The organism is Alistipes intestinihominis, from assembly GCF_040095975.1.
Taxonomy (GTDB): domain Bacteria; phylum Bacteroidota; class Bacteroidia; order Bacteroidales; family Rikenellaceae; genus Alistipes; species Alistipes senegalensis.
This window is the reverse complement of record NZ_JBBMFL010000001.1, coordinates 95618-117642: the sequence shown is the minus strand read 5'-3', so window position 1 is coordinate 117642 and position 22025 is coordinate 95618. Positions and strand designations below refer to the sequence as shown.

Below are 22025 nucleotides of genomic sequence, written 5' to 3'. Positions count from 1 at the left end.
CGTTCTGCTCTGCCCTCGCCCACAAATCCCGCTTCTTAAGCGGGTCAGAAGGGCGCTTCGTCGTTGAGGTTCGCCGAGCGGTTCACGTCGAACTCGCCGCCCATCGCCGCACCCAGCCCGGCCGCGGGCATGCCGTTCGAACCGCTGGCATAGTCGTCGTAAGCCTGCTGGCTGTCCGCCGCCTGCGCGGGCGGCAGCATCGAATCCTCCATGTCGGCGAAACGCGCCTGCTCCTTGAGAAAGCGCAGGTTCACGTCGCACACGGCGCCGTTACGGTGCTTGGCAAGGATGATCTCGGCCATGCCCGCCGTGGGCATGCCGTTCTCGTCCTGATTGATGCCGTAGTACTCCGGGCGGTGGATGAAGGCCACGATGTCGGCGTCCTGCTCGATGGCGCCCGACTCGCGGAGGTCCGAGAGCTGGGGACGCTTCGAGCCGCCGCGCATCTCCGTGGCACGGCTCAGCTGCGAAAGGGCGATCACCGGCACGTTCAGCTCCTTGGCGATCGCCTTCAGCGTACGCGAGATGAAGGCCACCTCCTGCTCGCGGTTGCCTTTCGTATCCTGGTTGCCGGTCATCAGCTGGAGGTAGTCGATGATGATGATCTTGATGTCGTTGTGTATCTTCAGGCGCCGGGCCTTCGAACGGAACTCGAAGACCGAAAGGGCCGGAGTGTCGTCGATGAACAGCGGGGCCGAGCCCAGCGGCTTGGTCGCCGATTCGAGATGGCGCCACTGTTCGGGCGTCAGGCGGCCCGACTTGACATCGTTGCCCGAAAGTCCCGTCTCGGCGATGATCAGACGCATCATCAGCTGCACGGAGGACATTTCGAGCGAGAAGAACGCCACGCCCTGTTCGTGATCGACGGCCATGTTGCGGGCCATCGAAAGCACGAAGGCCGTCTTACCCATCGAAGGACGCGCGGCGACGATGATGAGGTCGGACAACTGCCAGCCCAGCGTCACGCGGTCCAGCGCCATGAATCCCGACGGCACGCCGCTGAAGGCGCTGGTGTTCTTCGAAGCCTCCTCGATCTGCATCAGCGCACGGGCCAGGATGTCCTTCGACGACTGCACCGAACGCTTGACGTGCCCCTCGGCGACCTTGAAGATCTCGCCCTCGGCGTAGCCGATCAGCTCCGTAACGTCGGTCGATTCGTCGTAGGATCGTTTCTGAATCTCCGTGGCCGAACGGATCAGCTCGCGCTGGACGTATTTCTGGGCGATGATCTTGGCGTGGAACTCGACGTTGGCCGCCGAACCGACCTTCTGGGTCAGCTGCGCGAGATACGAGGCGCCGCCCACCTTCTTGAGCTCCTTCTTGACCTTCAGCCGCTCGGTCACGGTGTAGAGGTCGATGGGTTTGAGCTCCATCGACAGTTCGTTGATCGCCTTGTAGATCAGGCGGTGTTCCTCGGTGTAGAACGCTTCGGGGGTCACGTACTCCTGTACGGAGATGATGCTGTCCTTTTCGAGCATCAGCGCGCCGAGCACGGCCTCCTCCAGTTCGACCGCCTGCGGGGGTACGTTGCCGACGGTGTCGGTCATCGCTTCGAACGCCTCCCGGTTGCGGGAGGAGGGGGTAAAATCTTTCGCCATTTAGTATCGGAATCTTTCAGACTCCAAAAGTAGCGATTCGGCCGGAGAAAACAAAACGGCCGCGGCAAAGTTATTGTCGAAAACCGTGTCGATAACACGGTTCATCCGCAAACAACTCCCGCTGCATCCGAAAAACGGTCTGTTGAAAAAGATTTTCTAATTTTTCATTTTCAATTACTCCTTCACGCCCATTTCACGCCGGGAGACGGCGAAAGCGGCGATGCTGACGCGGCAGCCGGGCGCGGCGCGGAGAATCTCGGCGGCGCAGGCGAGCAGCGTGTTGCCCGTGGTCATCACGTCATCGACCAGCAGGACATGCCGTCCGGCGAGCCGCTCGGGATGCCGGACCGCAAAGGCGCCTTCGACGTTGCGGGCCCGGTCGCGGCGGGATCGGAGGGTCTGGCTGGGCGTATTGCGCCTGCGGCGGACGCTGCGGCGGTCAACCCCGACACCCAGCTGCGAGGCGATTCCCTCGGCGAGGTACTCCGACTGGTTGTAGCCCCTCCGGCACCTCCGGAAAGGGTGCAGGGGCAGCGGGACCACGACTTCCACATCGTCGTAAAGCCCGCTCTCCCGGAGATGCCGCCCGTACCACGCGCCCATCTCCCGGGCCGTGCGCCACGCCCCGCGGTACTTGAAGCCGTGGATCAGCCGCCGCCAGCCGCTTCCGTGGACGAAGAAAAGGAATCCCGAGGCCCGTTCGACGGGCACCAGCCCCCAGCATTTGCGCGCGACGGGATTGTCGGCCTCGTTCCAGTAGCCGGTCAGGGGCGCCGTGGCGCGGCAGAAGGTGCAGACCGTCCGTTCGCCGCGTGCGAGCGGCTCCCCGCAGACCGCGCAGCGGGCCGGGAACAGCAGCGACGCAACGTCGCGCAAAAGGTCACTGAGGATCGACATTGACGATGACGGCGATGGCTTTGAAAGCCGGATTTTCGGAGAAGGTTTTCAGTTCGGCGGCGAGCAGTTCGCGGGCCCGGGCCGACGAGGCGCCGCTCTCAATCTTCAGGAGCAGCCCCGCGAGGTACTCGCCGCGGATGCGATCGACGGGCGGGGTCATGGGTCCCAGCACGCGGCGGCCGAAGCGGACGCGCAGGCGTGCGGCCAGCTCCATGATCCCCTGACGCAGCACCGCGGGATCGCGGTGGCGCAGCGTGAGCGACGTGAGCCGCGCATAGGGCGGATAGAAGAAGGCTTCGCGTTCGGCGAGCTGGGCGCGGGCCATCGCCCCGAAATCGCCCGCCACGACCTGCCGGATGACGGGATGCCCCGGCTCGGAGGTCTGGATCACCACCTCGCCCCCTTCGGCACGGCGTCCGGCGCGTCCCGCCACCTGCATCATCAGCTGGAAGGCCCGCTCGGCGGCCCGGAAGTCGGGATTGTTCACCAGATTGTCGGCGTTGAGGATGCCCACCAGCGAGACGCCCCCGAAATCGAACCCCTTGGTGATCATCTGCGTTCCGACCAGAATGTCGGTCTTGCGCGCCTCGAAATCGGCAATGATGGCGTTGAAAGCCTTTTCGGAAGTCACGCTGTCGCGGTCCAGACGGGCCACCCGCGCTTCGGGGAAAATCCGGGAAATCTCCTCCTCGACCTTCTCCGTCCCGAAGCCCATCGGAATCACGTCCGTAACCTTGCACGAGGGGCATTTCGCCGGGACCTCAGCCGTGTAGCCGCAATAGTGGCAGACGAGTTTCCGCCCGCTCTTATGGTAGGTCAGCGTGACGTTGCAGTGGGGACAGCGGGCCGTCCAGCCGCACTCGGAGCACTCGACATAGGGCGAGAAACCGCGGCGGTTCTGGAACAGCATCACCTGCTCGCCCCGGTCGAGGGCCTCGCCGATCCTGTCCAGCAGGAGTTTGTTGAAATGGGCCTTGCGCTCGCCGCGCTTGGCGGCCCGCAGGGTGTCGGAAACGAGGATCTCGGGCGGCCGGGCATCGCCGTAACGCTCCGTGAGCTCGGCCCGGCCGTATTTGCCCGACGCGGCGTTGAGCCACGTTTCGAGCGACGGCGTGGCGCTCCCCAGCAGCGTGCGGCCCCCCGTGAAACGGGCCATCACCACGGCGCAGTCGCGGGCGTTGTAGCGCGGCGCAGGCTCCGTCTGCTTGTAGCTGGCGTCGTGCTCCTCGTCAACGACGATCAGCTGCAACCGTTTCAGCGGCAGAAAGATCGACGAACGGACCCCGACGACGAACTCGCCCCCCTCGGAGCGGTTCAGCCGCAGATAGGTTTCCGTGCGGCGGCGATTGGTGAGTTTCGAATGGTAGGGCGTGACTCGGCTGCCGAAAATGCGCTCCATGCGCGCGATGAGCTGCGCCGTGAGGGCGATTTCGGGGACCAGCAGCAGCACGTCGCCGCCGCGTGCCAGCACCTCGGCGATCAGGTGGATGTAAATTTCGGTCTTGCCCGAACCGGTGATCCCTTGCAGCAGGGCCGTACTCTTTCCGGCGGCGAACTGCCCGCGCAGCTCGTCCAGCGCCTTCTGTTGGTGCGGGGTCAGCTCCGGAAGCCGGAATGCCGAGCCGCCGCGCTCGACGGTACGCTCCCGCTCGGTGCAGACGATCAGTTTCTTACGTTCCAGAGCGTGCAGCACGGCGTAGTCGGCCCGGAGCAGACGGCGGGCCACCTCGCCCGTCGAAATGCGCGTCTCGTCGCCGGCCGTGGCCAGCTCCAGCAACGCTTCGTACTGCTTCGGGGCGCGCCGTTCGAGTTTTTCGCACGCTTCGTGGAAGGCCGTCTCGTCGTGGAGCTCCCGCGCCAAAGCGACGTAACACTCCGTCCGGGGCCGGAACTCGTCGTCGGAAAACTCCTCCTCCGTGTCGCCCGAAGGCTTCATCAGCGCCGGCAGCGCCACGCGCATCACCTCGCCCACCGAACACATGTAGTACGAGGCGACCCACTCCCAAAGCGCCATCTGCTGCGCCGAGAGCAGGGGTGCGTCGTAGAGGACGCGGTGAATGGATTTGATCCGCTTGAAATCGGGCTTCCGGTCGTGGACCCGCCACACGATGCCCGTATAGAACTTGCGGGGTCCGAACTGCACCGCCACGGCCTGTCCCGCCGCGACCTCCGTCCCCTCGGGAACGGCGAACGTATAGGCGGGCTGCGCCAGCGGCAGGACTATGTCGGCATAGCGGAGCATCAGCCCTTGCCGATTGCCTGGAATCCCTTGCCGTAGACGCCCATGACCGAACCGACGGTCATGAAGGCGTCGGGGTCGATGGTCTTGACGAATTTGAGGATCATCGAGGTCTCGCGCTTGCGGCAGACCACCATGACGATCTTGGACTCCTTTTTCGAATACCACCCTTGCGAGTCGATGAGCGTGACCCCGCGGTGGACGTTATCGACGATCGCCTGGGCCATCTTCTCGTAGTCGTGCGTGACGATGAAGACCTGGCTCGACTGCTGGCTCCCGGCCATGATCATATCGACCGTATAGCCCACGACCGCCGTCATCACGTAGCCGTAGATCACGGCGCTGATGCCCATGCCCACCAGCATGGCCGAGGCGATGATGACGAAATCGGAGTAGATGAGTATCTTGCCGTAGCTGACCGTGCGGTATTTGTTGATGATCATGGCCACGATGTCCGTGCCGCCCGTCGATCCGCCCTGCGAGAAGCAGAGCGCGATGCCGGCACCGGCCAAAATGCCGCCCATGACGATCGCCAGCAGGTTATCGACGCCGAGGAAATTGCCCTCGGGAAGCACCTCCTGCCAGAAGTTCATGCCGAGGGAGATGACCACCACGCAATAGATGGTCTTGACGCCGAAGTTCCACCCCACGATAAATCCGGCGACGAGCAGCAGGACGGCGTTGATGATGAAGACCATCGTACCGATCTGGAAATTCAGCCCCAGCACCGAAAGGGCGTTGCACAGCACGAGCGACAGACCGGCCGCACCGCCGCCGACACCGCCCGCCGGGAGGATGCAGCCGATCCAGCCGAAAGAATACATCAGCATGCCGACAGCCATCAGGATATACTCCTTGACGGGTTTCAGCACGATATCCGGGGAAATGGATTTCATAGCGACGGATTTTTATTCAACGTTATTTTCGGCGAAGATAGTAAAAAATTCGCCTTGGTATGCATTGCGTTCCTCCAATCTTTTTTCGAGCCGGGCGAGCAGCTGTTCGTTGCGTATCAGCCCCCAGTTTCGGCCGTAATGATAACGCGGGGGAGCCTCCGAGGCGAAACGCTCGACGACCAGATCGGGACGCAGGCGGCGGAGGATCTCGACGAACAGGTCGATGTACTCGTCCGCCTCCCAGAAGCGGAAGCGTCCGGGATCGGCGTCGTACTCGGCGGCCATCGGCGTCGAGCGGAAGACCTGCAACTGATGGAATTTCACGGTCGTGAGCGGCAGGGCGTTGATCCGCTCCGTCTGCGCCAGCAGCATTTCGTCCGTCTCGCCCGGAAGCCCCAGGATGAAATGCGCCCCGACGGGCAACCCCCTCCCGGCCGTCATCTCCACGGCCCGGCGGGCGCAGTCGAAATCGTGGCCGCGGTTGACGGCCCGCAGCGAGGCGTCGTAAGTCGATTCGATGCCGTATTCGAGGGCCACATAGCGGTCGCGGGCCAGTTCGGCGAACCAGTCGAGTTTCTCCTCGTCCACGCAGTCGGGGCGCGTGCCGACGACGATGCCCGCCACGTCGGGATGCGCCAGCGCCTCGCCGTAGAGCTCCTTCAGACGTTCCAGCGGAGCGTAGGTGTTGGAAAACGACTGGAAATAGACCAGATACCGACGCGCCGTGCGGTAGCGGTTGCGGTGGAATTCGATGCCCTCGTCGATCTGCTGCCGGATGCTCTTCGACGGCATGCAGTAAGAGGGTGTAAACGCTCCGTTGTCACAGAACGTACACCCTCCTTTTCCAATGGTTCCGTCGCGGTTGGGGCAGGAAAAGCCCGCATCGACCGAGAGTTTCTGAACCCGGCCGCCGAACAGCCGGCGGAAATAGCCCGCATAGGAGTTGAACCGCCGCTCGTCGCCCCAGGGATAGGTCATCGCTATATCTTATTCCAGAAAGCAACGTCGAGTTTCTCCTTCGGCGCATTGGGAACGTTGGTAAAGAACGACTGCTTCGTCTGCTCCTCGATCCATGCCACCGACTTGATGAACTGCGACGGGCTCGCTCCCGAATAGGCTTTATGCTCGAACCAATAACCCGCGCATTCGATCTGATCGGCCGGAAGTTCCCAGAGCGGCTTGCCCGTATTGCCGCTCTTCGAACGAATCAGCACCTTATAGAAATGCGTCGGCACGATGACCTTATTCTGGGGGTTGGCATTGTCCAGACAGGTCGTGTTTTCATTGGCGAAATAGGCGCCCGTCACCATATAGAGCGTATCGGAGCAGATCATGTTGTGACACTTCTGTTCGAACGTCGCCCAGATGCCGCCATTGAATCCGGTCTGAATCTGCGGCGACATGTTCGTATAGTAGAATGTCTGTCTGTTGGTCGCCTTGTCCGACTGCCGGTCATTCGACGCGAGCATATGGCCGCGCGAGAAACTATTGCTGGGCTTGTATGAAGAACTCAGATCGGGCTGAACAAAAGACGGAATGACGGGATCGAATTTCCAATCCTTATTCTGCCCGTCGGCAGTACCCTTCGTATAGCTCTCATGCATCGGATAGGCCACCCAAATCGGACCGCGCATATCCTTACTGTAACAGACCGAATAGTTGCGGCCGCCCGGCGCACCGTCGCAGTAATGGGCGGCATAGTAATAGTCGTCCGGACGGTCCTGGATGGCAGGAAGTTCGGCCCATCCCGTATATCTCTTCAACCCGGAATCCGGATCGGGGTCCGGGTCAGGGTCAGGATCAGGATCAGGATCAGGATCAGGATCGGGGTCGGGATCGGGATCGCTTTCCTCGCCGGTCACGAACGCAGCCGAAGCACTCCGGATACGTCCGGTCGGCAGCTCGGCAAAGGCGTAGAAAATATAGGTCGTCCGGGGCCGGAGACCGCTCACCCGGGCCGACAGGCGGCTGCCATCGACCGCGATGTCCTTGTAATCGACGAATTCGCCGAGCGATCCGCCGGTCAGCTCCGCGCAGGCGAATCCCGCGCCGAGCTCCTCCAGCACCCCGTCGCCGAAGCGCGTGAGGCAAGTCAGCTCGACGGTCGTGCCGTCGGCCGAAGCGGCGGGCGTCAGGAACCAGTCGTTCCCGTTATCCGTCTTTTCATCCCCGCAGGCGAAGAAGGCCACGGAAAGGGCCGCAAACAGAAGCGCAAAAATCTTTTTCATCAACGTTGCGTTTATTCTTTGTGTTTCGAATCCATCCAGATCGTCACCGGGCCGTCGTTGAGCAGCTCGACCTGCATGTCGGCCCCGAACTGGCCCGTGGCGACCTCCCGTCCCAGCAGCTCCGCGACACGGGCCGCAAAACGCTCATAAAGAGGGCGCGAAACGGCTTCGGGAGCCGCATGGATATAACTCGGGCGGTTGCCCTTGCGCGTAGAAGCCTGAAGCGTGAACTGGCTCACGACGAGCACCTCGCCGCCGGTCTGCACCACGTCGAGATTCATCACCCCGGCCTCGTCGTCGAAGATGCGCAGCCGGACGAGCTTTCCCGCGAGGTATTCGATGTCCTCCGCGCCGTCGTCGTTCCCGACGCCGACCAGCGCCAGCAGTCCGGCGCCGATCCGGGAGCGGACCTTGCCGTCGATGGTGACGGATGCGTGTTTCACACGCTGGATCAGCAGTCGCATGGCACGGTCGGTTTACAGGTTTTCGAAATAGGCCCACAAGTTGTCGCCCGCGGGCACGGGAGCCGTGACCGAAAGGGGTTCGCGGCGCACGGGATGCTCGAACTCGACGCGGCGCGAATGGAGCGAAATGCCGCCTCCGGGCAGGGAGCGCCGGGCTCCGTATTTCAGATCGCCGCGGATCGGGCACCCGATCTTCGAGAGCTGGGCCCGGATCTGGTGGTGGCGGCCCGTCAGCAGTTCGACCTCCACGAGCGTATAGTTCGTACCCGCCCCGAGCGTCGCATAGCGCAGGCGCGCCTGCTTGGCGTCGCCCTTCGGAGCGTCACAGGCCCGCGAACGGTTGGTCTTGCCGTCGCGCAGGATGTAGTGGCACAGCTCGCCGCTCTCGGGGTCGGGCGTGGCCTCGGTCAGCGCCCAGTAGACCTTGTGGATGCGGCCTTCGCGGATCATCTCGTTGAGCCGCGCGAGAGCTTTCGACGTTTTGGCGAAAATGACGGCCCCGCTCACCGGGCGGTCGATACGGTGCACCACGCCGAGGAACACCTCGCCGGGCTTGGCGTCGCGTTTTTTGATGAAGCCCTTGATCTGGTCCTCCAATGCGCTCTCGCCCGAAGGGTCGGGCTGCACCAGGTCGCCGCAGCGTTTGTTGACGATCAGCAAATGGTTGTCTTCGTAGAGAATATCGTCGGGAGTGAACATCGCACGCATTACAGAATAAAGGTGAAAGGCAGCAGCCGCGCCGCCGAATCGAGCACCGTAGCCGTGCCGCGGCCGCTCATGATGACCCGCATCGGGGAGCCCTGGCGGCGTTCGACATCGACCATCACCTGCCGGCACTGGCCGCAGGGATAGCACTCGCGCTCCGAGGGGTTCGACGCGATGGCCAGCGTCTCGATCGGGTCGTCGGCATAGTTGGCCTGAGCGTAAAACAGCAGCGTCCGTTCGGCGCAGAGGCCCGCGGGATAGACTTCGCTTTCGAAATTGCTGCCGTAGAGAATCTTCCCGCTGCGCAGCCGTGCGGCGGCCCCCACGCGGAATTTCGAGTAGGGCGCATGCGCATTGGCGGTGGCCCGCTCGGCCTCGGCGACCAGTTTGCGGTCGGCTTCGGGAAGTTCCGCGAGCGCCGCATAGTGTTCATAGTCGAAACAAAACTGCTTTTCCATAAACTCCTCCTTTTTTACAGGGGTGAATTACAAAGATACGAATAAGCGAGGGCAAAAGCAAGTTTACTTGCATTTTGCCGAGCGAAAGTATCTTCGGCGAAGCCAAAGTACGAATAAGCCGAGAGAAAATGCAAGCTCGCTTGCATTTTTTCCGAGGCAGAGTATCTTCGGCAGAGCCAAAGATAATGAAAGTCCGCGGTTTTCGCCGCTTCCGTTTCGGTTTATTAACCGTTTTTTCCGTCGCAGTCCGCAACTCAGGCAGGCGGGTTCCGTACATCGTGAAACACGGGCCGGACGGGACATACCGGAGTATTTCCCGTTCGACCCGAATAAGGCGCGATGAAAGGCACCCGTGAGAATCGAAACTTATTCGAGAACGAATTTCGCCTGCACGCTGTACTGCAACTTGATGGTCTTGAAATCGAGCGGCTCCTCCTCGGCGGCGGCCTCGGCGGCATCGAATGCCTTGGCGCTGCGCATCACGGCCATATTGTTGTAGAAAACGGGCATCACGTCGTTGTTCGAATCGTAGACGTAGAAACACTTGCCGATGGTCTGTCCGATGGCCTCGGCCAGCGTCGCAGCGTTCTGCTTGGCGTTCCGCATCGCCTCGACGCGCACCTCGGACTTATAGCGTTCGAGCTGCGAGTGCGACACTTTCAGGATCGAGACGTTCGAAATGCCCAGTCCGTCCAGCGCCTGCCACACCTTGCCCACTTCGGCCGACGAACCCAGCTGCAACTGATACTTGGCCGTAGCCACCGAGGTGTTCTTCTTGAAGAACTCGCTCGACAGATTGGCCACTTTGAGCTGTTTCTCGACGTTGACGCCCAGCCGCTTCAGCGCCGCGATCATGTCGCGCTGCTGGCTCTCGACCGAGACCTTGCCTTTCGAGTCGCGTTCGTTGATGACGATCTGGAGATAAAATTCGTCGGGCGCGATCTCCCGCTCGGCACGTCCGTTGACCTGGATGTAGCTGGGGAACGCCTCCTGAACCTGAGCTGCCGCGGGGAGGGCCAGAAGCGCGACCGCCGCCGCCAAAATGAATCGTTTCATAATTTTCCTTTTTAAGGTTGTCCTTTGCAAATAAAACGCCGGAAATCGAAAATACTGCACGGGGAGGGTCATCGCCGCACGAGTTTCACGACGTTTTCCACGTGGTGCGTGTGGGGGAACATATCGACGGGCTGCACCGCTTCGACGCGGTAGTCGGCATCGAGCAGCGCCAGGTCGCGGGCCTGCGTGGCGGGGTTGCAGCTCACGTAGACGATCCGCCGGGGCGCGGCGCGCAGGAGGACTTCGATCACCGGTTCATCGACGCCCGCACGCGGCGGATCGAGAATCACGACATCGGGACGGCCGTTCGCGGCGACGAACGCATCGTCGAGCACCGCCTTCATGTCCCCGGCGTAGAAGCGCGTATTGCCGATGCCGTTCAGCTCGGAGTTGATCTTCGCATCGGCGATGGCCTCGGGGACATACTCGATGCCCACCACCCGGTCGCAGCGCGCGGCGCAGAAGTTGGCGATGGTGCCCGTGCCGGTGTAGAGGTCGTAGAGCACGTCGCCGGGTTTCAGGTCCGCGAAATCGCGGGCCACCTTGTAGAGTTCGTAAGCCTGCGCGGAATTGGTCTGATAGAACGACTTGGGCCCGACTTTGAAGCGCAGCCCCTCCATCTCCTCGATGATATGGTCCTTGCCGCGGTAGCAGACCGGATCGAGATCGCCGACCGAGTCGTTGAATTTGGTGTTGACTATATAGAATAACGACGTGATTTCGGGAAACGCCGCCGCCAGATGGTCCATGAGAGCCGTGATCCGGGGCCGGTCGTCGCTGTTGAAGACCACGATCACCATCACCTCGCCCGTCGAGGCCGTGCGGACGATCATGTTGCGCATCAGCCCCTCGTGCGAACGGGCGTTGTGGAACGTGTAGCCGTTCTCGATGCAGAAGCGCCGGGCCTCGTTGCGGATGCCGTTCGACGGATCGGGCTGCAACCAGCACTTGCGGATGTCCAGCACCTTGTCGAACATCGAGGGAATATGGAATCCCACGGCCGGGGCGTCGCCGATGTCGCCCGCCGATGCGATCTCCTCGCGCGTCAGCCAGCGGCGGTCGGCGAAGGTGAATTCGAGCTTGTTGCGGTAGAACTGCGTCTGCGCAGAGCCGAGGCAGGGCGCGATTTCGGGCAGTTCGACCTTGCCGATGCGCGTCAACTGGTCGCGGACCTGTTCGGTCTTGAAGCGCAGCTGCTCGTCGTAGGGGAGATTCTGCCACTTGCAGCCTCCGCAGACGCCGAAATGCTCGCAGAACGGCTCCGAGCGCAGCGGCGATTTTTTGACATAGTTGACCACGAAGCCCTCCATGAAGCGGCGGCGCTTGGAGCGGATCTGCACATCGACCACGTCGCCCGGCACGGTCATCGGGACGAAGACCACCACGTCGTTCCAGAGCCCCATAGCCTTGCCCTCGGCCGCGAGCGTCGTTATTTCGAGCCCCTCGACGAGGGGATAATTCGCTTTTTTCCTTGCCATCGGTTTCTAACTTTGCCCGCAAAGTTAGAAACAATTAAAAATTAAAAATGAAAAATGAAGAATTATTTTCCCGCAAAACGCATCGGAACCATAATACGGAATAGTCAACTCTTAATTCTTCATTTTTAACTCTTCATCTTTAATTCGGGACTTCGCCCGCTGGCGCACGCCTCCGAGCCAGAATCCCAGCGCGAAAGGCCCTCCGATCAGCACCGCGAGAGCCAGAACCAGATAGAGCAGGACCTTGCCGACGAGCCCCGGCACGGCGTCGAGCGTCGTCCTCACCAGGTCGTCGCCCGTCTGCCGCAGTTGTTCGACAAGGGCTTCGCGTTCCCGGGTGACGTATCGCTGCAACTCGTCGCGCTGGCGGTCGAACCCGGCGAAGGCGTTGTCTATCGAGGCGTTCATCGTTCCGATCAGCTGCGTGACCTGTCGGTTCAGCTCCTCCAGCACCCGGTCCGAAATCTCGGGCACATGCTCGGCGACCACGACGATGCGGTTGAAACTGCGTTCGAGCGAATCCAGCTGCGCCCCGACCTGCAAGCGCAGGCTGTCCTGTTCGAGGCGCATCTCGAAGATGTCCTTCGACCACCCGATGCTGTTCGACATCTGCCGGGTCTGGCCGCTCAGACGGTCGTTGACGTCAGCCAGCACCTCGGCGATCGACCCCGTGGCGTAGGCGTGCTCCACGCCGTTGTCCCGGAGGTATTCCAGCCACGCGAGGGTCGTATTGTCGGTCTCGTCGCCCTCCGAAGCGGGATTCTTCCGGACATACTCCTCGACGAAAGAGGCCATCAGGTCGTAGCGGTCGGCCGGAAGCACCTGCCGGGCCAGCCTCCCGGCCCGAAGATCGAGCCGCCGCACGGCGTCGCGGGCGATACCGCTCCGGGGACCGAACAGCAACGAATCGGGCGCCGCGGAAAAGGCGTCGTTCATGCGACGGCACAGAATCCACATGTCGGCCAGCGCCACGTCGGGAATGCCCTGCATCGCGGCGTTCACCCCGGCGCGCGTGGCGCGGATCTTCCACCGCACGGCGGCCACCCGCGTATTCACGTCCGGCGACAGCGACGCGATCGAATCGGCCGCCCGGGCCACCTCGCCCGCCATGTCGTAGTAAAAACCGCGCGTCATGGTCCGCACGTTCATCTCCTCCTTCGACAGGGGGTCGCCCGTGGCCACGGCCACCTTCAGCAGCGAACATCCCGTCAGCGACGCCGCGGCGAAAAACGCTGCGGCCAGTTTCATCCATCCGTTCATACGATTCCGTTTATCTTTCCGGCACGCAATTACCTTTCCAGTTTTTTCACCCTGTCGCGGATGTAGCGCACCGCGACGTAATGTCCCGCCTGGGGCATGTTCCCGTGGTCGAAGCCGTCGAATTCGCAAATCCGCACGTCGGGGTGCCCCGCCACGCGCATCATGCGCCAGAAATAGGCGTTCTCCTCGTAGCGCCCCAGCATCTCCAGCTCGCGGTCGCCCGAGAGAATCAGTACGGGCGGACAGTCGGGCCGCACGTGGTTCAGCGGCGCCATGTCGTCCACGACCACCTGCGTGTCGGGAACGCCCATCTCGCGGCGGCGCGCGAAGTGGGTCACGACCTGCCCGCTGTAAGGGATCAGCGCCGCGAAAGCCGTGTCGGGGTCGATGCCGTAGGGCGCCATCCAGCGTTTGTCCATGCCGATCATCGAGGTCAGGTAGCCGCCCGCCGAATGGCCGGCGATGAAGATCAGCCCCGGATCGCCGCCGTAGGAGGCGATGTTCCGCACCACCCACGCAGCCGCGGCCGCGGCGTCTTCCACGCAATCGGCGACCTTCACGCGCGGGGCGAGGCGGTAATCCACGCCCACGACGGCGAAACCTTTGTCGCACAAGGCCTTCGGGATTTCACGACGGCCTCCCGTCAGGCCGCCGCCGTGGAACCACACGACGGTCGGAAACCCTTTCGCGTCCGTCGGGTAACAGATGTCGAGCCGGCAGAGCGAATCGGCATAGCCGTCGCCCGCGGCGTCGCGGTAGGCGATATTCCGGTCGGTCCGGTAAGCGGCCGTCTGGGCCGAAAGCCCCGCACAGAACAGCGTCAAGGCAAAGACAAGCGTAAAAAATCGTTTCATAAGAGATCGCGGTTTCGGGTCATAAAGGTAGGTAAAATCCCGCAAAAACACTATCTTTGCGAAACAGACTGCACCAAAACAGCCGTAAATTATGAAAATAGCCTGCCTGCAATTCAACCCGATACAGGAAAACACCTACGTCGTCTGGGACGACACGAAAGAGTGCGCCGTCATCGACGCCGGGAACAGCAACCCCCGCGAGGACGCCGCGCTGGACAACTTCATCGCCGAACACGGCCTGAAACCCGTCCTGGCGGTCAACACTCACGGCCATTTCGACCACACGCTGGGCGTCGAACACCTCAAACAGCGTTACGGCATCCCGTTCGCGCTGTCGTCGAAGGACCGGTTCCTGCTGGACAACGCCGCGACGAGCGGTTCGGTGTTCGGGGTGAAGGTCGGACAGATGCCGGCGGCGGAGATCGACCTCGACACGCTCTCCGAAGTCCGCTTCGGGAAAACCTCGCTGCGCGTGATCCGCACCCCGGGCCACACCCCGGGCCATGTGGCGCTCTACGAACCCGCGTCGAAATCGCTCTTCACGGGCGACACGCTCTTCCGTGAGTCGATCGGCCGCACCGACCTGCCGGGCGGCGACTACTCGTGGATCATGCGCTCGATCCTCGACGAACTGGTCCCGCTGGGCGACGAGGTCCACGTCTACCCCGGCCACGGCCCCGAATCGACGATCGGCCACGAGACGCTCTACAACCCCTTCATCGTCGAGGTGCTGAACGAGGAAGTGAACTACAAGGAGCGATGAAGGCCCTGATTCATAAGATTCTCTACCGGACGCTTCCGCTCGAAGGCTACCTGCGGGTCGTGAGCCGGATGTTCTTTCTCTGGCAGCGGCTCGGCATCGGACGCTACGCCCCGGCCACGGAGTACGTCTACCACCTGCCGCAGCTGGTGCGCCCGGGCGACACCGCCATCGACATCGGCGCCAACCTGGGCTACTACACCCGCACGATCTCGCGGCTGGCGGGCCCTGCGGGGTGCGTCTATGCCGTGGAGCCCGTGGCTCCGATCCGCAAGGTCCTGAGCCGCAACCTCCGCCGCTGCGCGAACGCCGAGATAGTCCCCTATGCCCTCGGGACCGAGAACAAACCGATCACGATGGCCAACGACTCGGCGCGCGAAACGGGCTACTTCGGCACGGGACAGAATTTCGTCAACGACGGCGGCCAAAAAGCCGCCGCGGAGTTCACGGCGCAGATGCGCCGCGGCAGCGAGCTGTTCGGCAAACTGGAACGCCTCGATTTCGTGAAGTGCGACATCGAGGGGTACGAGGTGGTGGTGATGAACGAGATGCGGCCGCTGCTCGAAAAGTTCCGCCCCACGGTGCTGATCGAAACGGGCGGCGCGAACCGTCCGCAGATCGTCGCGCTCTTCACGGAGTTAGGCTACCGGGGCTGCACGCTCGACCGGGGGCAGGAGGTCCCCCTGACGGAAGATTCCACGAAAGACATTATTTTCCGGATCGGAGAATAATTGTGAATTATGAATTGTGAATTTTGAATTGCCATGCGCATTGACATCCTGACGGTCGTCCCCGAACTGCTGACCTCGCCGCTTCACGAATCCATCCTGAAACGGGCGCAGGAAAAAGGACTGGTGGAGATCGTCGTACACAACCTGCACGACTACGCCCACGACAAACGCAAGACCACCGACGACTATCCGTTCGGCGGCGAGGCGGGCATGGTCATGAAGTGCGAACCGGTGTTCGAGCTGGTCGAGAAGCTCCAGGCGGAGCGGCCGTACGACGAGATCATCTACACCTCGCCGGACGGCATCCGGTACGACCAGCACGAAGCCAACCGGCTGTCAACGCTCGAAAACATCATCATCCTCTGCGGCCACTACAAAGGCATCGACCACCGCATCCGCGAACACCTCGTGACGCGCGAGATCTCGATCGGCGACTACGTGCTGACGGGCGGCGAGCTGGCGGCCTGCATCATCGCCGACTCGGTCGTGCGGATCATCCCCGGGGCCATCGGCGACGAGGCGTCGGCCCTCACGGACTCGTTCCAGGACAACCTGCTGGCGCCCCCGGTCTACACGCGGCCCGCGGAGTTCCGCGGCTGGCGGGTTCCCGACGTGCTGCTGTCGGGGAATTTCGCCGAGATCGAAAAATGGCAGGACGAACAAGCCTACGAACGCACCCGGCGCCTGCGCCCCGATTTACTCGATGAATAGCCTATGAGAACACACTCCATCCTGCTGGTTGCGCTCGGCATCTGCCGCATCCGGACCGCGGCCGCACAAGGGCCCGTCACAGTCACCTTTTCCAATCCGGTGCAGCAAGAGAGCACATTCATACAGGCTTCGGCCGACTTGCAGGGAATCTGCGCCCTCAAAACCCTCGTCACCGGAAAAATCGCCGGAAAACACTACCGGCTCGACCTCGTTCACGTCGCCGACGGCAAGGAACTTCTCCGCACACCGATGAACGAATCGGTATGCGCATCCGATACGCTGGAATTTTTCCTCGCAGCGCGTTCCGTCGGCACCGACTCGGTCCATATCGCTTTCCGCTCCCCGGTCACGCGGCTCTGCGCCCTGGGAGTCAGCGGCACCGACCGCTGCATGCTGATGGAAACCTTTCCGGAACAAACGCCGACCACGGACGACGCCATTCCCGTGGCGGCATTCTGCCAGGGCGAACCCATCGAAGTTCCGCTGCCTGACGGAAGCGTATTCCGGGGATTGCACTATTGCAGCGTGCGCGACGGGCATCTCCACCCCTCGAAATGGCACGAACGGTTCCGCCTGAAAGACTATCTCTATTTCGAAATCAAATTCACGAACCCCTCAACGACCGAAAGATGAAGTATTACCTCCTCGCCGGGGAGCCGTCGGGCGACCTGCACGGCGCGAACCTGATCAAAGGACTGCTGAAAGCCGATCCCGAAGCGGAATTCCGTTTCTGGGGCGGAGACCTTATGGCGGCCGCAGGAGGCAGGGACAACCTGCGGAAGCACTACCGCGAAACCTCGTTCTTCGGCATCGTGCAGGTGCTGAAAAACCTCGGGACCATCCGGCGGCAGATGCGGGAGTGTCAGGCCGACGTGGCGGAATTCGCCCCCGACGTGCTGATCCTGGTGGACTACCCCGGCTTCAACATGAAGATGGCCCGCTGGGCCAAAGAACACGGCATCCGCACCTTCTACTACATCGCCCCGAAAGTCTGGGCGTGGCGCGAATGGCGGGTGAAGGCGATCCGCAGATACGTCGATCGGCTCTTCATCATCTTCCCCTTCGAGCGCACCTATTTCCCGAAGCACGGCATCGAACCCGTTTTCGAGGGCAACCCGCTGGCGGACGCCATCGAAGCCCGCCGCGCATCGCTTCCGACGCCCGACGAGTTCCGCCGCCGGAACGGACTGGACGAACGTCCGATCATCGCCCTGCTGGCTGGCAGCCGCCGGGGCGAAATCCGCGCGAACCTGCCGCTGATGGCCCTGTTGTCGAAACGCTTCCCCGAACACCAGTTCGTGGTGGCGGGCGTGGCGTGGATCGACCGCGCGCTGTACGAACAACATATGGCCGGCAGCGACATCCGCTACGTCTGCGACCAGACCTACGAAACGCTGGCGGCGGCCGAAGCGGCCGTGGTGACATCGGGCACGGCGACGCTCGAAACGGCTCTGCTGGGGATTCCCGAGGCGGTCGTCTACCGCACGGTGTGGTGGCAGGTGTGGCTGCGCCCCTATGTGCTGAAGGTGCCGTGGGTGTCGCTGGTGAATCTCAACCTCGGGCGCGAGTGCGTGGCCGAACTGATCCAGTCGGACCTCTCGGTGGAGCGCGCCGAACAGGAGCTGCGGGCGATCGTCGCAGGAGGATCGAAACGCGAGAAGATGCTTGCCGATTTCGACGAACTGCGCACCGTCATCGGCGGCCCCGGCGCCAGCGACCGCTTCGCAGAGCGCATGGTGGAGGAGTTAAAGAAGGAAAACCGATGAAAATCATCTGCATAGGCCGCAACTACGTCGAACACGCGGCGGAACTGCACGAACAGCTGAACGACAGCGGGAAGCTCCCCGAAGAACCGATGTTCTTCCTAAAACCCGACACGGCGCTGCTCCGAAACAACGACCCGTTCTACATCCCGTCGTTCTCGCAGGAGGTGCATTACGAATGCGAACTGGTCGTGCGGATCAACCGCGTGGGCAAAGCCATCTCCGAGCGGTTCGCACACCGCTACTACGACGAAGTGGGACTGGGCATCGACTTCACGGCCCGCGACCTCCAGCGGCGGGCCATCGCCGAGGGACTTCCGTGGGAGAGCTGCAAGGCTTTCGACCGTTCGGCGGCGATCTCTCCGGCATTCGTGCCGCTCGCGGAGCTGGGCGGAGACGTGCAGCGGCTGCATTTCACGCTCGACGTGAACGGCCAACGCCGCCAGACGGGCGACACGGCGGAGATGCTCTTCACGGTGGACCGGATCATCGCCTCGGTGTCGCGGTACGTAACGCTGCGTATGGGCGATCTGCTCTACACGGGAACGCCCGCAGGCGTGGGACCCGTCGTGCCCGGCGACAACCTGCGCGCGGCGCTCGAAGGACGCGAACTGTTGAATTTCGACATACGGTAACATGCTGCTCAACGACAAACTCAAACCCTACCGCCTGCTGCTGGCGTCGCAGTCGCCGCGGAGGCGGGAACTGATGACCGGATGCGGGCTTCCCTACGAACTCGCCCCGAAATACGACTGCGAGGAGGTCTACCCCGCCGACCTCCCGGCCGAAGAGGTGCCGCTCTACCTCTCGCAGCTCAAAAGCCGGGCCTGGCCCGGGCCGCTCGCGCCGGACGTGATCCTGCTGACCGCCGACACGGTGGTGGTGCTCGACGGCGAGGTCCTCGGCAAACCCCGCGGACGCGACGAGGCCGTCAGGATGCTCGGGCGGCTGTCGGGACGCCGCCACACGGTGGTTTCGGGCGTCACGCTGCGCACGGCGGAGCGGATGCACAGCTTCGGGGCGCGGACGAACGTCTGGTTCCGCACGCTCACGGCCGAGGAGACCGAACACTACATCGACACCTGCCGCCCGTTCGACAAGGCGGGGTCGTACGGCATTCAGGAGTGGATCGGCTACGCCGCCATCGAACGCATCGAAGGCTCGTTCTACAACGTCATGGGCCTTCCCATTCAGAAAGTATATGTAGAACTGGATAAATTCTTAGACCGATGAAACGAACCCTGCTGACCCTGCTGACCGCCCTCTTCATGCTGCCTGCGCTGGCCGACGAGGGCATGTGGCTCCCGAGCCTGATCTCCTCGCGCATCGACGACATGCGTGCCAAGGGATTCCGGCTCACCGCCGAAGACATCTATTCCGTCAACCAAGCCTCGATGAAAGACGCCGTGGTGCTGTTCAACGGCGGCTGCACGGGCGAACTGATCTCGCCCGAAGGACTGCTGCTGACCAACCACCACTGCGGCTACGGCGCCATCCAACGGCACTCGACCGTCGAACACGACTACCTCACCGACGGATTCTGGGCCATGTCGCGCGCCGAGGAGCTGCCCAACGAAAAACTCTGGGTGCGCTTCCTCGTCCGGATGGAGGAGGTGACCGACCGCATCGCCGCGGGAGAGACCGCGGACGAGATCGTCAAGAAGGCCGAGGCCGAAGCCCCCGGCTACAAGGCCGCCGTGGAGCAGATGTACTACGGCAACCAACAGTTCCTGTTCGTCTACGAGCAGTTCGACGACGTGCGTCTGGTAGCCGCGCCGCCCTCGTCGATCGGCAAGTTCGGCGGCGACACCGACAACTGGATATGGCCCCGCCACACGGGCGACTTCTCGATGTTCCGCGTCTACGCCTCGAAGGAGAACAAGCCGGCGCCCTACTCGCCCCAGAACGTCCCCTACCGCCCCAAGAAGCACTTCACCATCTCGACGAAAGGCGTGAAAGAGGGGGATTTCACGATGATCTACGGCTTCCCGGGCAACACCCAGGAGTATATCCTCTCGGACGCCGTGGCCTACATCGCCGAGCGTTCCGACCCGGCGAAGATCGCCGTCCGCACGGGCCGTCTCGACATCATCTCCAAGGCGCAGGAGTCCGATCCCGCGCTGCGCATCTTCTACGCCGCCCGCCACGCCTCGATCGCCAACGCCTGGAAGAAGTGGCAGGGCGAGGTGCTGGGCATCGAACGCCGCGGCACCGTAGCCTCGAAACGCGCCTATGAAGAGGCGTTCGACGCCTGGGCGCAGGACAAACCCGAATACCGCAACGTCGTGGCGCAGCTCAAAGCCGAGTACGCCCGCATCGCAGACCCCTATTTCGCCCGCGAGATCACGCTCGAAACGCTCGGCGCACTTCCGATCAGATACTCCGCCAAAGAGCGCGCCGAAGCGGTCTTCGCCCGCCGCGAAGCGACCGAACGCGCCCTGTACGATCTGCAATTCGGGGAGTACGCCCGCCGCTGTCCGGCGCAGTATCAGATTCCGGAATTCCTCGACGGCGTGGCCCGCTGCGGCTCGCCCGAAGCCTTTGCCGAGGAGGTTTTCACGCAGGTCTGGAACGAGGGCGACACCACGGCGGCGACCGCCCTGCGTTCGGGAACAAAGCGCATGCTCGACCACATCGCATGGCTCACGGGCACCAAATCGCTGCGCAACCTCAACAGCAAACGGCTCAACGAACTCTACACCTCTTATATTAAAGGGCTGCGCGAATGGGACGCCCGGCGCGCCTTCTACCCCGACGCCAACCTCACGCTCCGCGTGGCCTACGGCACGGTGGCCGGATACGAGTATGCCGACGGCGAGTACCACAAGCCGCAGACGACCCTCGACGGCATCATCGCCAAGGACAATCCCGAAATCTACGACTACGACATCCCGCAGGCCCTGCGCGACCTCTACGCTTCGAAAGAGTACGGCCGCTGGGCGACGACGATCGACGGCCGCAAGACCGTGCCGGTGTGCTTCCTGGCCACGAACCACACCACGGGCGGCAACTCCGGATCGCCGGTGCTGAACGCTTCGGGCGAACTGGTCGGCATCAATTTCGACCGTACGTGGCGTTCGACGATGAGCGACGTGGCGTTCGACCCCTCGATCTGCCGCAATATCGCCGTGGACATCCGCTACGTGTTGTTCGTCGTGGACCGCATCGGCGGCGCGGGCTACCTGCTCAAAGAGATGAAACTCAAATAAAGGGGGGGGGCGTTCCGGAGGCCGTGCAGGAGCGCCGCCGCAGGCGTTTCGTAAATTTTGACGTTTTTCGCGCAAAAATTTTGCGAATCGCAAAATAGTGTCTATATTTGCACTCCCGAAAGTTGCTTCGGGGATGCAATGCCCAGGTGGTGAAATTGGTAGACACGCTACTTTGAGGGGGTAGTGAACAATTACGTTCGTGCAAGTTCGAGTCTTGTCCTGGGCACACGGAAATAAAATCGCAGCTGATTGATAATCGGCTGCGATTTTTCATTTGCCATTGTGCTGCGACAGCATCGCCCTCCCCTATGGCAGGCAAGCGAGTATCCGCATGCGACCGCAACAAGCGCATTCGACAAATTTGTCGAAGGAGGGGGGGGGTATATGCGGTCGCCCGCGACCGTTTTCAAATCCGTGCGCATACGTGCCGCCCCTTGTTCAGTTGTCGTCCGCCCGATACGCGAACGATCCGCAAGCCGGAAAACGCCCTGTCATTCGAACCCCGAATATTTCGATGCGAAATCCATAAAACCCGAAAAATTCCGGAGAACCGGAAAATTCCGGGTCTGCAAAAACCAGGGAAAAGGTATTTTCCAGCCGTCCGAAGGCCCTGAGAATCTATATAACATCCGGAACTGTTCATATACAAAATATTTATTATCAAATATTTGTAAATAACTCGGCTCTATATTTTCGGAACAGGGTATTTCCCCCCCCC

General features: G+C 62.3%; 21 protein-coding genes and 1 tRNA gene. 9 read left to right on the top strand and 13 right to left on the bottom strand.

What is annotated here, in order from left to right:
* Nucleotides 1-44: 44 nt before the first annotated feature.
* The 13 genes from dnaB to WMO46_RS00395 all read right to left on the bottom strand — a co-directional run bounded on the left by dnaB (nucleotide 45) and on the right by WMO46_RS00395 (nucleotide 14133).
* Entirely contained in the window at nucleotides 45-1598 is a 1554-nt protein-coding gene (gene dnaB / locus WMO46_RS00455; RefSeq protein WP_019152068.1) for a replicative DNA helicase, read from the bottom strand.
* Nucleotides 1599-1772: 174 nt separating this feature from the next.
* On the bottom strand, nucleotides 1773-2495 hold the full coding sequence (locus tag WMO46_RS00450) for a ComF family protein (RefSeq protein ID WP_019152067.1): 723 nt from the start codon (nucleotides 2493-2495) through the stop codon (nucleotides 1773-1775).
* Nucleotides 2479-4737: a replication restart helicase PriA gene (gene priA / locus WMO46_RS00445; protein WP_349093577.1), complete on the bottom strand. Its 2259-nt coding sequence runs from the start codon at nucleotides 4735-4737 to the stop codon at nucleotides 2479-2481. The genes WMO46_RS00450 and priA overlap by 17 nt, the downstream gene beginning before the upstream one ends.
* Complete coding sequence (locus tag WMO46_RS00440) at nucleotides 4737-5630, bottom strand: YitT family protein (protein WP_019152065.1); 894 nt, start codon at nucleotides 5628-5630, stop codon at nucleotides 4737-4739. The genes priA and WMO46_RS00440 overlap by 1 nt, the downstream gene beginning before the upstream one ends.
* Before the next feature lie 12 nt (nucleotides 5631-5642).
* Nucleotides 5643-6608: a TIGR01212 family radical SAM protein gene (locus WMO46_RS00435; RefSeq protein WP_276759987.1), complete on the bottom strand. Its 966-nt coding sequence runs from the start codon at nucleotides 6606-6608 to the stop codon at nucleotides 5643-5645.
* 2 nt (nucleotides 6609-6610) lie between these two features.
* Nucleotides 6611-7858, bottom strand: a complete 1248-nt coding sequence (locus WMO46_RS00430; RefSeq protein WP_349093576.1) for a DNA/RNA non-specific endonuclease — start codon at nucleotides 7856-7858, stop codon at nucleotides 6611-6613.
* A gap of 11 nt (nucleotides 7859-7869) precedes the next feature.
* Nucleotides 7870-8322 (bottom strand): D-aminoacyl-tRNA deacylase, encoded by a 453-nt coding sequence (dtd, locus tag WMO46_RS00425; RefSeq protein WP_019152062.1) that lies wholly within the window; start codon nucleotides 8320-8322, stop codon nucleotides 7870-7872.
* Between the two features lie 12 nt (nucleotides 8323-8334).
* Nucleotides 8335-9021 (bottom strand): RluA family pseudouridine synthase, encoded by a 687-nt coding sequence (locus tag WMO46_RS00420; RefSeq protein WP_026076785.1) that lies wholly within the window; start codon nucleotides 9019-9021, stop codon nucleotides 8335-8337.
* Nucleotides 9022-9029: 8 nt separating this feature from the next.
* Nucleotides 9030-9485 (bottom strand): cytidine deaminase, encoded by a 456-nt coding sequence (locus tag WMO46_RS00415; RefSeq protein ID WP_129650907.1) that lies wholly within the window; start codon nucleotides 9483-9485, stop codon nucleotides 9030-9032.
* 366 nt (nucleotides 9486-9851) lie between these two features.
* Complete coding sequence (locus tag WMO46_RS00410) at nucleotides 9852-10541, bottom strand: SIMPL domain-containing protein (protein WP_019152059.1); 690 nt, start codon at nucleotides 10539-10541, stop codon at nucleotides 9852-9854.
* A 68-nt stretch (nucleotides 10542-10609) separates the two neighbouring features.
* The gene (gene rlmD, locus WMO46_RS00405; protein ID WP_349093575.1) at nucleotides 10610-12019 is read right to left on the bottom strand and encodes a 23S rRNA (uracil(1939)-C(5))-methyltransferase RlmD; all 1410 of its coding nucleotides are present in this window, start codon (nucleotides 12017-12019) and stop codon (nucleotides 10610-10612) included.
* 111 nt (nucleotides 12020-12130) lie between these two features.
* Nucleotides 12131-13279, bottom strand: a complete 1149-nt coding sequence (locus tag WMO46_RS00400) for a hypothetical protein (RefSeq protein WP_129650911.1) — start codon at nucleotides 13277-13279, stop codon at nucleotides 12131-12133.
* 29 nt (nucleotides 13280-13308) lie between these two features.
* Nucleotides 13309-14133 (bottom strand): alpha/beta hydrolase, encoded by an 825-nt coding sequence (locus WMO46_RS00395; protein ID WP_278964962.1) that lies wholly within the window; start codon nucleotides 14131-14133, stop codon nucleotides 13309-13311.
* A gap of 91 nt (nucleotides 14134-14224) precedes the next feature.
* Between WMO46_RS00395 and WMO46_RS00390 the strand changes: the two genes are divergently transcribed.
* The 9 genes from WMO46_RS00390 to WMO46_RS00350 all read left to right on the top strand — a co-directional run bounded on the left by WMO46_RS00390 (nucleotide 14225) and on the right by WMO46_RS00350 (nucleotide 21533).
* Nucleotides 14225-14896 carry an MBL fold metallo-hydrolase gene (locus WMO46_RS00390; RefSeq protein ID WP_129650915.1) on the top strand — a complete coding sequence of 224 codons (672 nt, stop codon included), beginning with the start codon at nucleotides 14225-14227 and terminating at the stop codon, nucleotides 14894-14896.
* Nucleotides 14893-15624, top strand: a complete 732-nt coding sequence (locus WMO46_RS00385) for an FkbM family methyltransferase (protein ID WP_349093574.1) — start codon at nucleotides 14893-14895, stop codon at nucleotides 15622-15624. Before WMO46_RS00390 ends, WMO46_RS00385 begins: the two co-directional genes overlap by 4 nt.
* Before the next feature lie 33 nt (nucleotides 15625-15657).
* A complete protein-coding gene (gene trmD, locus WMO46_RS00380; RefSeq protein ID WP_019152053.1) occupies nucleotides 15658-16335 on the top strand; it encodes a tRNA (guanosine(37)-N1)-methyltransferase TrmD in 678 nt (225 codons plus the stop codon).
* A 3-nt stretch (nucleotides 16336-16338) separates the two neighbouring features.
* Nucleotides 16339-16968 (top strand): hypothetical protein, encoded by a 630-nt coding sequence (locus WMO46_RS00375; RefSeq protein WP_349093573.1) that lies wholly within the window; start codon nucleotides 16339-16341, stop codon nucleotides 16966-16968.
* Entirely contained in the window at nucleotides 16965-18101 is a 1137-nt protein-coding gene (gene lpxB / locus WMO46_RS00370) for a lipid-A-disaccharide synthase (RefSeq protein WP_349093572.1), read from the top strand. The genes WMO46_RS00375 and lpxB overlap by 4 nt, the downstream gene beginning before the upstream one ends.
* Nucleotides 18098-18733, top strand: a complete 636-nt coding sequence (locus WMO46_RS00365) for a fumarylacetoacetate hydrolase family protein (protein ID WP_349093571.1) — start codon at nucleotides 18098-18100, stop codon at nucleotides 18731-18733. The genes lpxB and WMO46_RS00365 overlap by 4 nt, the downstream gene beginning before the upstream one ends.
* Nucleotide 18734: 1 nt before the next feature.
* A complete protein-coding gene (locus WMO46_RS00360; RefSeq protein ID WP_349093570.1) occupies nucleotides 18735-19331 on the top strand; it encodes a Maf family nucleotide pyrophosphatase in 597 nt (198 codons plus the stop codon).
* A complete protein-coding gene (locus tag WMO46_RS00355; RefSeq protein ID WP_196017826.1) occupies nucleotides 19328-21307 on the top strand; it encodes a S46 family peptidase in 1980 nt (659 codons plus the stop codon). The genes WMO46_RS00360 and WMO46_RS00355 overlap by 4 nt, the downstream gene beginning before the upstream one ends.
* A 140-nt stretch (nucleotides 21308-21447) precedes the next feature.
* Nucleotides 21448-21533: transfer RNA gene (locus WMO46_RS00350), tRNA-Leu, on the top strand.
* Nucleotides 21534-22025 lie beyond the last annotated feature (492 nt).

Bases quoted from the DNA above. Each gene is read 5' to 3' on its own strand.
- dnaB (WP_019152068.1), bottom strand. From the start codon at position 1,598: ATGGCGAAAGATTTTACCCCCTCCTCCCGCAACCGGGAGGCGTTCGAA.
- WMO46_RS00450 (WP_019152067.1), bottom strand. From the start codon at position 2,495: ATGTCGATCCTCAGTGACCTTTTGCGCGACGTTGCGTCGCTGCTGTTC.
- priA (WP_349093577.1), bottom strand. From the start codon at position 4,737: ATGCTCCGCTATGCCGACATAGTCCTGCCGCTGGCGCAGCCCGCCTAT.
- WMO46_RS00440 (WP_019152065.1), bottom strand. From the start codon at position 5,630: ATGAAATCCATTTCCCCGGATATCGTGCTGAAACCCGTCAAGGAGTAT.
- WMO46_RS00435 (WP_276759987.1), bottom strand. From the start codon at position 6,608: ATGACCTATCCCTGGGGCGACGAGCGGCGGTTCAACTCCTATGCGGGC.
- WMO46_RS00430 (WP_349093576.1), bottom strand. From the start codon at position 7,858: ATGAAAAAGATTTTTGCGCTTCTGTTTGCGGCCCTTTCCGTGGCCTTC.
- dtd (WP_019152062.1), bottom strand. From the start codon at position 8,322: ATGCGACTGCTGATCCAGCGTGTGAAACACGCATCCGTCACCATCGAC.
- WMO46_RS00420 (WP_026076785.1), bottom strand. From the start codon at position 9,021: ATGTTCACTCCCGACGATATTCTCTACGAAGACAACCATTTGCTGATC.
- WMO46_RS00415 (WP_129650907.1), bottom strand. From the start codon at position 9,485: ATGGAAAAGCAGTTTTGTTTCGACTATGAACACTATGCGGCGCTCGCG.
- WMO46_RS00410 (WP_019152059.1), bottom strand. From the start codon at position 10,541: ATGAAACGATTCATTTTGGCGGCGGCGGTCGCGCTTCTGGCCCTCCCC.
- rlmD (WP_349093575.1), bottom strand. From the start codon at position 12,019: ATGGCAAGGAAAAAAGCGAATTATCCCCTCGTCGAGGGGCTCGAAATA.
- WMO46_RS00400 (WP_129650911.1), bottom strand. From the start codon at position 13,279: ATGAACGGATGGATGAAACTGGCCGCAGCGTTTTTCGCCGCGGCGTCG.
- WMO46_RS00395 (WP_278964962.1), bottom strand. From the start codon at position 14,133: ATGAAACGATTTTTTACGCTTGTCTTTGCCTTGACGCTGTTCTGTGCG.
- WMO46_RS00390 (WP_129650915.1), top strand. From the start codon at position 14,225: ATGAAAATAGCCTGCCTGCAATTCAACCCGATACAGGAAAACACCTAC.
- WMO46_RS00385 (WP_349093574.1), top strand. From the start codon at position 14,893: ATGAAGGCCCTGATTCATAAGATTCTCTACCGGACGCTTCCGCTCGAA.
- trmD (WP_019152053.1), top strand. From the start codon at position 15,658: ATGCGCATTGACATCCTGACGGTCGTCCCCGAACTGCTGACCTCGCCG.
- WMO46_RS00375 (WP_349093573.1), top strand. From the start codon at position 16,339: ATGAGAACACACTCCATCCTGCTGGTTGCGCTCGGCATCTGCCGCATC.
- lpxB (WP_349093572.1), top strand. From the start codon at position 16,965: ATGAAGTATTACCTCCTCGCCGGGGAGCCGTCGGGCGACCTGCACGGC.
- WMO46_RS00365 (WP_349093571.1), top strand. From the start codon at position 18,098: ATGAAAATCATCTGCATAGGCCGCAACTACGTCGAACACGCGGCGGAA.
- WMO46_RS00360 (WP_349093570.1), top strand. From the start codon at position 18,735: ATGCTGCTCAACGACAAACTCAAACCCTACCGCCTGCTGCTGGCGTCG.
- WMO46_RS00355 (WP_196017826.1), top strand. From the start codon at position 19,328: ATGAAACGAACCCTGCTGACCCTGCTGACCGCCCTCTTCATGCTGCCT.